General features: G+C 66.0%; 10 protein-coding genes. 2 read left to right on the forward strand and 8 right to left on the reverse strand.

Annotated elements, in window-relative coordinates; all coding sequences use genetic code 11:
* Positions 1 to 170: 170 nt before the first annotated feature.
* The 3 genes from ABS88_RS00350 to ABS88_RS00360 all read right to left on the reverse strand — a co-directional run bounded on the left by ABS88_RS00350 (position 171) and on the right by ABS88_RS00360 (position 2,722).
* The gene (locus ABS88_RS00350; RefSeq protein WP_212597487.1) at positions 171 to 1,175 is read right to left on the reverse strand and encodes a hypothetical protein; all 1,005 of its coding nucleotides are present in this window, start codon (positions 1,173 to 1,175) and stop codon (positions 171 to 173) included.
* 110 nt (positions 1,176 to 1,285) lie between these two features.
* Positions 1,286 to 1,927 (reverse strand): hypothetical protein, encoded by a 642-nt coding sequence (locus ABS88_RS00355; RefSeq protein WP_286748623.1) that lies wholly within the window; start codon positions 1,925 to 1,927, stop codon positions 1,286 to 1,288.
* Positions 1,928 to 2,038: 111 nt separating this feature from the next.
* Positions 2,039 to 2,722 (reverse strand): hypothetical protein, encoded by a 684-nt coding sequence (locus ABS88_RS00360; RefSeq protein ID WP_286748624.1) that lies wholly within the window; start codon positions 2,720 to 2,722, stop codon positions 2,039 to 2,041.
* A 47-nt stretch (positions 2,723 to 2,769) separates the two neighbouring features.
* Between ABS88_RS00360 and ABS88_RS00365 the strand changes: the two genes are divergently transcribed.
* The gene (locus tag ABS88_RS00365; protein ID WP_067105896.1) at positions 2,770 to 3,453 is read left to right on the forward strand and encodes a response regulator transcription factor; all 684 of its coding nucleotides are present in this window, start codon (positions 2,770 to 2,772) and stop codon (positions 3,451 to 3,453) included.
* Positions 3,450 to 4,799 (forward strand): sensor histidine kinase, encoded by a 1,350-nt coding sequence (locus ABS88_RS00370; RefSeq protein ID WP_212597490.1) that lies wholly within the window; start codon positions 3,450 to 3,452, stop codon positions 4,797 to 4,799. The genes ABS88_RS00365 and ABS88_RS00370 overlap by 4 nt, the downstream gene beginning before the upstream one ends.
* On the opposite strand, the gene ABS88_RS00375 is transcribed toward ABS88_RS00370, so the two are convergent.
* From ABS88_RS00375 to ABS88_RS00395, 5 genes are all read right to left on the reverse strand, one after another.
* Positions 4,709 to 7,807, reverse strand: a complete 3,099-nt coding sequence (locus tag ABS88_RS00375) for a CHAT domain-containing protein (protein WP_286748625.1) — start codon at positions 7,805 to 7,807, stop codon at positions 4,709 to 4,711. The genes ABS88_RS00370 and ABS88_RS00375 overlap by 91 nt on opposite strands.
* Positions 7,808 to 8,055: 248 nt before the next feature.
* Complete coding sequence (locus tag ABS88_RS00380) at positions 8,056 to 9,144, reverse strand: hypothetical protein (RefSeq protein WP_212597492.1); 1,089 nt, start codon at positions 9,142 to 9,144, stop codon at positions 8,056 to 8,058.
* On the reverse strand, positions 9,128 to 9,727 hold the full coding sequence (locus ABS88_RS00385; RefSeq protein ID WP_212597493.1) for a hypothetical protein: 600 nt from the start codon (positions 9,725 to 9,727) through the stop codon (positions 9,128 to 9,130). Before ABS88_RS00385 ends, ABS88_RS00380 begins: the two co-directional genes overlap by 17 nt.
* A gap of 250 nt (positions 9,728 to 9,977) precedes the next feature.
* Entirely contained in the window at positions 9,978 to 11,006 is a 1,029-nt protein-coding gene (locus ABS88_RS00390) for an SH3 domain-containing protein (protein WP_212597494.1), read from the reverse strand.
* Positions 11,007 to 11,064: 58 nt separating this feature from the next.
* The coding region (locus ABS88_RS00395; protein ID WP_286748626.1) for a hypothetical protein at positions 11,065 to 11,681 on the reverse strand (617 nt) is incomplete at its 5' end.

The following is an 11,681-nucleotide window of genomic DNA, read 5'->3' on the forward strand; positions in this document are numbered from 1 at the left end:
CGTCCGCCCGGGCGCCGTAGCGCATGCAAGTGAAGAGCCGGGCTGGCGGAGCCTTTCGTTCGCCAGGCTGCTGACTGGCGCCCTTTGGCGAGAATTCGTGGAAAGCTGACGCGCCGCGAGCTTATGTCACTGCGGTAGGAGGACAAGGCAGGCACCGCCTGCGCTCGCGATCATCTATTGAGGACAAGATCCCCCCATTCCATTCGTTCGGCTCGCGGAATCTGGGTGGTTGGGCAATATGTGTGCGTGACATGTTCGCCGTCATCATATTCGACGGTGAAACTGGTGCGGCTCCTGACCGCCATTACCTGACTGTCCGTGTAGGATTTTCCGCTGGGATCGACCGCGCGATAGCTTCGTTCGTAGCGACCGTGACCCAAATTCCTGAAGCCAAGGGTTTCCGTACCGCCATCGGCGGCGCTCTGGCGCTTCTCGTCGATATACATCAACGTCAGATAGGGGTCTGCGACCGCCGCCGCGCAGCTCGTTTGGATGGCGTAATATCCCTTCTCCATCGGAGGAAATTCAATGGAACCCTGGATATGCGACGCGGTGCTCGCCTGTCCGGTTGCGGCGCCGGCCAGTTGCGGCCGCTCGGCGCGGATCGTCGCCTGCATCTGAGGAGAAAGCTGCGCGAAGGCGCACTTCCGATAGGCCTCTTCCAAGATCATCTCGCCGCCCGAGGCACCGCCCTGACTGACCTGGATGCTCGCAAACCGACCATTGCCTTCCGCTTTTATCCCCAGAATATCCTCGTCGCTATCTGCATTCTCCGCATTCCAGACGAGCGTGTAGCCACGATAATAATCGTAGAAATCGCTGTCGCGTGACGGGGCTCCGACACGGTGGATAGGATTGACCTCCGAATATGCGCCAGCGCCGTTCGCGCCCGGCTCGGCCTGTTTGACATATCCGTAATTCGCGCCATCGTAGAAGAAGACCAGCGATGCGCGCGCGCAGCTTCCTCCCTCGACATTGCCGTAGATGCCCTGCTCGATCGGCAATGCCCCAGCCGCGACGGCTGGAGCCCCTGTCGCATTGGCGGCGGATTGTGTCGCCAGGGTCGCTGCATTTGCGCTGTCGTGTGCAGGGGATTGCGCCCCGCACGCCGCCACGGCGACGACGGCCAGGCCAAAGATACCGGTTCTCGATATGCGGAAATGACACGAGGACATATAAGTCGCTCCATTTCTTGTCTGATCGTGAGTGAGGCTGGCTTTTCGAGGGGTTCCATTGGCATATCGGATGCTTGTCGCCGCTGATGCCTGCCGACGCCCCCCGAACCCTAGAAATCAGGGCATTTCACCAGCACAGAGATGGTGCCGTCGGGGCCTTTCGCCCGGATGCGACCGTTGCCCAATGGCTCCACCTCGAACACGGCCAGGTCCCCTTCGGATTTCCTGGTCGACCGGGCTTGCAGGATCAGCCGGTTGCCCATCAGCTTCCAGTCGCCCGCCGCCTCGTTCCCCACGACGAAGGTGCCATCTTCGCCGAGGATCATCGTCGACGCGGCTTCGCAGGATCTATTCTCCCGCGACCAGCTTCCGACCATCGCCTGGCGGAACAGCGGCGCAGCGCCCGAGGGCGGCGGCGGCAATGATGGCGACGGTGACGGCATCGGCGGGGTCTCGGCTGGATTGTCGGCGACGTCCGTTCCGCCCAGCCCGCCGAACAAGGCGCTGCCGGAAGACGCGCCTGCCGGCGTGCCTTCGCCTTCGGCCTCGCCCGTCATCGCCGGCTGGACATCCTGATCCGGGCTCGCTTCGGGGGCTGCGGGCGCGGCGACCGGTTCGGCTCGGTCCGAACCTCCCTCCAGCCAATACCAGCCCCCGCCCAGCAGCAAGGCACAGGCGGCCAGCACGAACAGGCTGGACCCGCCGCCTCCGCCCGTTTCGCCCCGCAATACTCCCTTATCCTCCACCCCCATTGCGGCGCCTCCCTGTCCGGACCGGCCGACGGACGCCGGCTTTCATCGGCGGCACGATGCAATGGAAAGGCGCCTCGGCGCACGTGACAAAATCTGTCAGGCGGCGCGGGTTCAGTTGGTGAAGATGCTGATCGCTCCGGCGCTGCCGCCGTCGGGCGCGATGGTATCGACGACGACGCTCTGCGGGCTGAGCGGACGCCAGCGACACAGAACGCGTCCGCGCGCGCGCTCCTCGTTACAGAGGATATTGCCGGCTTCGTCGCGAACGCGCAGGCGGAGCGGGGCCGGAAATTGCGTACGGGCATAGACGATCGCGGGCGCGCCGCCCTCGAAGCGGATGTTGACGGAGGCCGGATCGCCGGGCGGCCGGATCACTTTCTGCCGCCCCCCTTCGCGTCCGCGGTCGATACCCGGAAGCCTGGCCAGCCGGTCGAGCAGATCGTCGCGGCTGTCGCCCGCCTTCTCGACCGCTTGCCGCGCTTCGGCCAGCCGTCTTTCATAATCGATCGGGGCGACGCCGCCACCGGGCAGGAAAACCTGTCCTTTCGCCCAGCTCAGCATCTCGGCGGACGAGACCAGCGCTTCGGCGCGCTGCTGCGGATCGGACGTGGAATAGGCCTGTTCGCGCGCGACATCGGCCTTCGCCAGCCACTCGACGGCGCTGGGCGATGCCTCCTCCGCCCCCGCGAACCCGGTCGCGAGAGCCCCGGCGACCAGCCCGGCGAAGGCCATCGCGGATCGGCGCGAGGATCGGCGCCACTTCATTTCCTGACGGGATTCGTCAAATGCATCCATAGACGGATTAGCCTAGTATGAAACGATCCGGGGGGAAAGCGCAGCCTATGCATATCGCGATACTCGAAGATGAAAGCTACTGGATTGATCGCATTCGCCGGACACTCGACGCTGCCGGCTGGCAAGGCAGCTTCTTTCGTACCGGCGAGGACCTGCTCGCCGGCCTCGGCCGCGCCGCGTTCGATGCCGTGATCCTCGACATGCACATCGCGAATTCCCCGATGACGGGGGCGGACGTGCTGTCGCAGCTTCGCCGCCAGAAATCGCCCGAACCGATCCTGATGCTGACCCAGTTCGCCCGCCAGCACAGCGCCGCCGCCGCACTGGACGAAGGCGCGGACGACTATCTGGCCAAGCCCTTCGACGGCGACGAACTGTGCGCGCGGATTCGCGCGATCCGGCGGCGCATCGCGGTGGCCGACGCCGACATGGTTCACGCGGGGCCCCTGCACCTGAGCCGCCAGTTTCGGTGTGCGCACTGGTTCGACCGCCGGATCAACCTGAGGGGGCAAGGCTTCGACATCCTGCTGATGCTGGTCGAGGCGGACGGCGACATCGTCACGCAGGACGCGTTGTGGCAGCGGGTGTGGGCCAAATGGAGGAACCTCGACACCCAGGCCCAGCCGATCCAGGCGGGGGTATCGCGGCTGCGCAAGGACATAAGGGAAGTCACCGGTTTCGAGGTCGTGGCGACGGTGCCCGGGGTCGGTTACAGGCTGGCGCTCGGGTGATCGAGCAACTGTCCCGCTGGTCGTGGCGACGCGCCTTGCTGCTGTTGGCGCTGCTCGCGATCCTGCCGGGTGCCGCGGCGCTTTTCCTCCTCACCACCCGCGACCAGATGATGCGTAGCGCGGAAAACGAAGTGAACGCCGATGTCGCGGCGCTGACGCGGCTGACCGACGTCGACGGGGTCGTCACCGCGATCGAGGTGCTGGAAGACCGGGGCGCCCGCGGCGCCGCCGGCGGTTTGGCCTATTTGCTGGTCGATCCTGAAAATGGCGCCACGTTGGCCGGCAACATGGAGCATTGGCCCCGGAGCATCCCGCGCGTTCCCACCGAAAAGCCGATCGTCGCCGCCGGAGAGTCGCCGGTCCTGATCGGCCGGGTCATGCTGCTCGACGGTCACTTCCTGCTTTTCACCGGGCGCCGGATCGAGGGTTTCGCCGCGCTGCGCGATCGGACGATCCAGGTCGTCGGGGGCTTTACCGTCATCATTCTGGCGGGCGGGCTGATCTTCGCCTTCCTTTCGATCCGCACGGCCGAGAAGCGAATCGCGGCGATCGAAGCGACCCTCACGGCTTTCAGCCAGGGCCGCCGTTCCGTCCGGATCGAAGACCGGCGCCGCGACCCGCTGGGCCGGGTGTCGGCGCGCGTCAACGCCCTGCTCGACCTGCTGCGCGAGAAGCTGCGGCACCACGAACTGATCGCCGAACAGATCGCGCATGAATTGCGCGGACCGGTGGCAAAGGCGGCGACGGCGATTCAGGCACGGTCGGACGACCCGGCCCAGGCCTCTTTGCTGGCGCGCGGGACGATCGACGACCTTCTGCAGATGATCGACGGCGTCCTGTTCATTACCGGGATGCGCATTCGCGACCTGAAGGTCGAACGCGTCCCGCTGCACGAGGTCGCCTCCGAGATCGCCGAACTCTTCGGCGAGGTCGCCGAGAGCAAGGAGATCGAACTGGAGCGGAGCCTGCACCCCGCTTTCATCATGGGGGAACGGGCGCTGATCGAACGGCTCATGGCGAATCTGGTCGATAACGCCCTCAAATATTCACCGCCGGGAAGTTCGCTTCGCCTGCGCGTCCGCGCCGATGCCGACGGCGCGCTGTTGGAAATATCCGACAAGGGGCAAGGCCTCGCCAACTTCCCGGAAACGCCGGGGATGCTGCTTGCGCGGGGCCAGGCCACGCAGGATGTCGCGGGGACCGGCCTTGGCCTCGCGCTGGTGCTGCGTATCGCCGAACGCCACGATGCGCTGGTTCACTTCGCCGATCGCGAGGACGGCGGACTGACGGTTGCGGTGCGTTTCGCCCCAGAATCCGCGGGAACTCCGGGACCGCCGGCAACATAGGAAAGCGCCGCCCAATAACGGGGATGGCGCCAGCGGCCGGAGGGATCGTCGCGCAATGCGATCGCCGACTTGCGCAGCGCGTCGGCCAGGTCGATCCGCGGGTCCGCGCCGACCTGCGAAAAGAATTCGCGCATCTGGACATAGGCAGCGGCATCGTCGAGCGGCCAGTGACTCACCAGCAGGTTGCGCGCGCGCGCCAGGAAGAAGGCCCGGGCGAAGCTGCTGAGGGGGTCGGCGTCCCCCGGCATCGCGGTCGCCGTATCGCAGGCGGTCAGCACGACCAGCGGATGATCGAGGCGCAGGCTGCCGATGTCGGTCAGCGACAATAGCCCGTCGTTCGCCGCCGCCCCCGTTTCGGGGGCCAGTTGCAGCGCCGGCTCGACGACCGGGCCGGGAAGGCGCGTGCTGTGCGTCGCGAAAATGATGACGGCGGCCGATGCGACCTCCGGCGCCGTGGCCAGCCAGCCTTTCGTGGCCGCTTCGCCCTTGCGCACCGTCGCCGTCGCTCCGAATATGCGCGCCAGATCGTCGAGTTGGCGTTCCGCGCCGGCGAGCGGCGGCAACGACGGTTCCGCGGAGTCCACGGCACCGAGGGCCACGATGCCTCCCGCCGCCAGTCCCGGTCCGCTGCCGGCGACGATGCTCGCCACCGATGGCAGGCGCGTGATCCGAAAACGGTCGACGATCCAGTCGCCGTTCCAGCGCAACAGCGATAGCGGCAGATGAGCCAGCGGACCGGACTGAACCACGCGCAGGCTTCGGACTTCGGCGAGTTGTTCGCCGAAAGGACCGAACAGATCCTCTCCCAGCCTGTCGGCGGCATCACGGTCGAAGGCACGCAGCGTCGTTGCCCGCGCGTCCATTTGACCGCGCACGATTTCGCCCGATGCGGGCTGCAGCGACGCATTGAGCGAGGCGATCGCACCGCCGAACTGTTCCATCGACAAGCCCGCCCTGCGCCACCAGATACCGCGCGGCGTGACAAGCCACATATGGTTGGCGCGAACCGTCGGCAGCGTCAGGAGCAGCGCTTCATCGCGCTGCATGCCCTGCCGAAGCACGGGGACGTCCAGCGGAGTCGGCCGCAGCGCGACTTCATAGTCCGGATAGTCGACGCGGATCCGGTGGCTCAGCGCATCGAAGCGGAGGCGGGCCTCGGCGACGCTGGTGGCGGTATAGCGATGCTCCGTGCCGTCGGGGTTGTCGCGGAGCGCCCGGATCAGATGGCGCTCGTCCTTCACGATCTGCCGCGCGAGCAGGAAACGCTCGCGTTCGAGGCCCGCCAGCCTGTCGTCCCCCGCGCTGATGGTCGCCTGCACGAGATCGCGCGCGCGGATCGCGGCGCTGCGGTGCGCGCGCTGTGCCGCGGCGAAGCTGCGCAACGCGGCCTCGCCTTCGGTCATCTGCCCGGCATCGAGCATCGCCGCCACGACGTCGATCTCGGTCTCGGTCTCGGCGATGTTGCACAGACCCTTGCCCGGGCCCAGCCCGTCCGCCGAACCGAAGCTGTCGATCGTCTCGCGCGTCAGCGATTCCGCGGCGGCCTCTTCCAGCAATGTCAGCGCTTCGCGCAGCGTCGCGGGGTCGCGCGCCAGCAGCTTCGCAAGCCCGGCGCGCAGGTTCAGCGTCTGACAATGCGCGGCCGGAAGCAGCTTTTCATATCCGGGCAGGATGGTGCGATAGAGGGTGATCGCTTCGGCCCTCTTGTCGCGCTGGGCCAGAACGGACGCCAGCACCGCCTGGATGTCGAGGCGCAGAAGCGCATTTGCGGTGACGAACCCGGCGAGCGCTTGCCGCGCTTCGACCTCGGCCTCTTCCAATCGGTCGGCCGCCTGCAGCGTTTCGGCCATCGTCAGCCGGGTCTTGGCGATGAGCGCGGGATCGGCGCCCGATTCCCCGCTGCTCGCGTCGAGGATCGACAGCGCCTCGCGCAGCAGCGGGATCGCTTCGTCGGGCCGCGCCTCGCTCACCAGAAAATCGGCGTAGGCGACGAGCGTAAAGGGTTGCTCGCGCGCCGGCGCCAGTTCGCGGGCATAGCGCATGTTGTTGAGGAACAATTGCTCGGCCGCGCGGGGGCGCCCAAGCGTCGCAAGCGTCTTGGCAAGGCCCAGTTCGGCCCTGCGCGTGTCGCGGCTGTCGGGACCCAGCCGTTCGAGATAGATGGCATAGGATTCGCGCGACAGCGATTCCGCCTCGTCGAAGCGGTTGAGCTGACGCAGCACGATAGAGCGATTGAGGAGCGTCGTCGCGCGCACGGGATGCGTGGCGGGATAGAGGCGCGACTGAAGCTCGATGACCCGGGCGGAGAGCGCGGCGGATTCCTCCAGCCGGCCCTGATTGTCGAGATTGCGGGCCAGATTGTTGAACTGGGCGGCCAACAGCGGCGCGCTCTCCTCCCCTCCCTTTTCGGCTATGGCGATGGCCTGGCGATAGCGATCCTCCGCCTCCTTGTAGCGGCCCATATAATCCAGCAGCACCCCCTCGTTCCCCAGGCTGACGGCCAGGTCGGGGTGGTCGGACCCGAACAGCTTGCGCGTGATCGCGATATCCCGGGCGCGAAGCACCGCCGCCTCTTCATATCGGCCGCGGCGCAGGTACAGCGATGCCAGGAGGCCGGACGCCGACGCGATCGCTTCGCTGTCCGGCCCGTCCGTGGCTTCCGCGGCCGCGAGAAAAGCCAGGCCTTCCGCTTCGACCAGCACGTCGTCCTGCGCGTACAGGCCGCTGTCGAGCAGTTCGTTCCAAAGCTGGTAGCATGACCGGGGCGGCAGATCGGCACGCGCCCGGCACGCATCGAGTTCCGCCTTGGCGAGCCGCGTCGAGGTGCGAAAGTCGCCAGCCTCATAGGCGGCGGTATAGGTGGCGCTGGGCGCGACCGTCACCGCTTCCGCCTCCGCGGCGCCCGCCGGTGTCGCCCAGGCGATGCTCGCGATTCCCAGCAGCGCGGACAAGGCGGCGAAGGCCGACCCCGTGCATCCGCCCTTCGGCGATCCCCCGCATGCCGTCATTGCCACCCCTGCCCCGCTTTTACGCCAAGCCCCTTTGATGTGGGGGGCTTGCGCAAAAATCGAGTGATTTTTCGCACCAATCGCTTGCGATCTTTGCAACGGTAGCACCCGGATTTTCGTGGCTCAACTTGCCCTCGATGATGCCGCGCGAGTGGACATGCGAACGGCAGACGCTGTTGCGGGAAAAGCCGCAACGCCAGTCCCGGGACGATGAATCAGCGCGCGCCGTCATCCCCGGGCGATCGCCGCTAGCCTTCAAACCAATCGCGGACCCCCTTGGGCACTGTGTCGGTGGGGCAATGCGTATAAGTTTCCGGCTCGTCGAAGAGAGTCGACCCCGCTTCCGCGACAAAGCTGGATGCGCCGGTGACGCGAATTACGAAATTCGTGCTTGTCCCCTTGGTGTCATCGCCGTTGCCGTACGAACGGGCATGAACCCGGAAGCGGTTGTTCCCGAGCGATTCAAAGCTCCGTATCTCCGGCCCGCCATCGAACCACGTCAGCGCGCTTTCGTCGAAGTGAGCCAGGCTGCCCGGCCCATCGCTTGCAGCTTGCGCGCTGGCTGCCCGCGCACAGGTCGTGCCGACGGCGTAATAGCCTTTCGGGACGGGCGGAAAGCTCGCCGGTCGGGCCGCTGCTTGCGTGCCGACGGCGCAACCTTCCTTATCGACGAGTTTCCCCTTGTCGTCACGGCGCTCGATCACGTCCATTTGAGTGCCGTTCCAGCCCCACACCGCGGTTTCGATATAGCCGCAATTGCCGTTCCAGCCGCGCCGATATTCGACGACATCGCGCTTGCCCCGGCGCTTGACGTCCTCGGGACCGATATCGCCGTTAAATCCATAAGCGACCTGATAGCCTGCGGCGGTCGAGATGATGAAGTCGTAAGGCGGCCCCATTTTGCCATGATCCGCCTCCTCCGCGCACCCCCAATTCTGTGTGGTGACAACAAAATCGGGCCGTCCGTCGCCGTTGAATTCCGCGACGATGAAAGCGCCCTCGTTCGCGGCGGATTCCTGCTTGAGATCGACGGATTGGATCGGAGCAAAGCGCACGGCGCTGAAACGCACCCCCATGTCGCGGCACTCGCCGCGGGCATAGCCTTCCCATGCCGAAAGCGCGGCAGCGGGGAGCACGGAATTTGCCGCGACTGCGGTTGCGCCGCTTTCGGTTCCCGCGCTTTGCTCCGCCGCCTGTTGCCGGGTCGACACGCCTGCCGCCGCATCGGCACTGGATTCCGAGCCGCAACCGGCGATGGCAACCGCTATCACAGAAACCAGGGAAAAAACCGACAGGCGAGCGATACGGCCCCTGGCCGGTTCACGCCGCTTTTGCACGGGCCTTCTCCTGCTCGATCGCCTTGTTCATTTCGACTTGCACGCCATCGACGATGGCGTCGCGCACCGAATTGCTGTGAAGCTTCCTGGAGAAAAGATAGCCGCTGACGACCAAAACCCCGAACAACCAGAAGTACCCCCAATCGCTCCAATCACCAAAAATGGCTGCGATGACGAACGGCAGGAATATGCCCATCGCCAAACCCAGCCATTCATTGAAACGCTTGACCAGGGAATTGGCGGTCGCCCTGCAAATCGAAGTTCTACCGGTGTCATGAACGACGAGCCCAGTGGCGTAACCGCCATCATCGTTCTTCGGCATCGCGAATATTACCGACACGCGATGCCCGGCGCGAACCGCCACGCCGATATTGTCGAAGGTCGTGTCAAACTCCTTGCCGTCGTCCTGGCGCACAAACAGGTGCAGATGCTGTGTGGTGCTGGACGAGATATGCACCGGAGAATTGTTCTGGCCGCCCCCGCCATAGACGCGCGTCGTCGATGAATTTTGACCGTCGAGCACCGTTCCGCTTTTGGTAAAATAGGTAATCTCGTCCGCTGATTTCACCTTTGCAATCGCCATTTCCGTCTCCTTACGCACCCGCCGATCTGCCGATGCAGCGGCTGTGGAAGCCTCCCTCGAACTATTCCGCCGGTTGCAATCCGCCTTCGAGGGCCCGGCGCCGATTCAAGGAATTCCCAAAGCCGCACCGGCACATCTCGACAGGATGTTTGCGCCATCTCCCGCGACCGGATCGCTTACGCCGATCGGGAGACTGGAGCGACGAAGGGTCGTCAATCGCGCCTCCGCCACATCCCGACCGGCCCGCACGTCAGGCCCCCGCGAGCAGCGACCGCGCCGCCGCCAGCCGCACCGTCGTCGCCTTCTTCTCCCGTTCCTGCGTCGCCGCGAAGCTGCGCTGGGCCTTTACCGCCCGATCGATGCGCGCACGCCCGGGCGACGCCGCCGCGGGCTTCGCCGCAACCGCGACCGGCACCGCGCTGGCGCCGAGCAATCCGCCGTGGATATATCCGTTCATGCCCGATGCGGTGCGCACGAACATCCATCCGTCGCCCCCGTCGCCGAGCGCATCGACCGCCGCCCCGTTCGCGACCGTTTCGATGATCCTTCCGCCGGTCGAAGGAGCATCGCGAAGGCGAGCGCCGCTGGAGGCGCGGATATAGCGTGTTACGGCCGCAGCCTCGGCCGTTTCCACCGGAGCATCGTCGTCGATGCCATAATAGCGACTGGCCCAGCCATCCTGTTGGGCCAGCGTCGGATCGGCACCATCGGCGACCGCATTGGCCTGCGCAAAGGTCGTGATCGTCTGTCCCTGAATGCCCGAAGCCTTGGCGATCACCCGATCATCCTCGGCGATCCATTTCTCGATACTGGCCAGCCGCTTTTCGGCTTCCTTTCTCGACAGCGTCGCGGCACCGGCCTCTCTTTCCACCGTCTCGATCTGGGTCCTGCGGCATTGGCCCAATGCCTCCAGCTGCCCCGGAAGCGCGGAATATTGATTCATCACCGGGTCGAAATCCGCGTCGATCGCCGCGCGCAACTCATCCTTGTTGCGCTGATCCTGCGAAATCGAGCTCAGATAGCCCGCCGCCCCGCCGGCCGCCGCACCGGCCAGCACGGTGGGCAGAACGCTCGACTTGTTCTGCTTGCCCGAATTGCCCAGCACGCCGACCAGCGCGCCAAGCCCGGCGCCGATCAGCGCTCCGCCGGCGATCCGGTTCCCCTGAAAATTCTTGATGCGACTGAACGGCTGACGCGCTTCGAGGCAATTGTCGGTAAAGCGCGTCGATTTGGCGAAGGCCGGTGTCGGCGCCGCCGCGACCAGCGCGCCAAATGTCACGGCGCTTATCATATGCCGCCAAACCGCCCGGCGGCGAGAACGGGAAAGGATATGGCGTTCAGTTCCGGACGGCATCTTTCAACTCCTCGATCCACCGCTGATCGCGGGCCGCGTCGCGCGGCTGGCTGCGCTGATTGTCGATATGCCGGCGAATGGCCGGGACGTAGCGCGTCAGACGCTGCAGCCCCGCCCGGTCCAGTTCGGCGCTGATCGCGTCGAAGGCCGCGGCCGTCTGTTCGGCCTTTGCCGCGGCGAGCGCTTCGATCCCGCTGAAATAGAGGGCGTAGCTCGCGTCGCGCTCGCGCCGATGTTCGGGAAGCTGTGCGATCAGCGCATCGAAATCGCGACGCTCCTCGCTCGACAGCGCCGACGGGTCGGACCCGATACTCCCGGTCAGCGTCTCGACCTGATCGATGCGGGCGCCGCGCTCCGCGCCATAGGAGGCCGCGAGGAGGCAGGCGAGGATGGCCTTCTGGTAAAGCGCATCCGCCTCGCCGGCGCTGGCGGGCGCCGCCGGCGCGGCGTCGGTTCCCGCGGAGGCGACGGCGGCTTTCCGATCGTCCCCAAGCCCGGGGATGAGGATCAGCGTGCAATAGGCACCCCCTTCGTGGGGTGATCGGCGTGCAAAAAGGACCCCTTCATCCCGGGGATTTAGTCGGCCGACTGGTTTTGATC

Source organism: Sphingopyxis sp. SCN 67-31, from assembly GCF_001725095.1.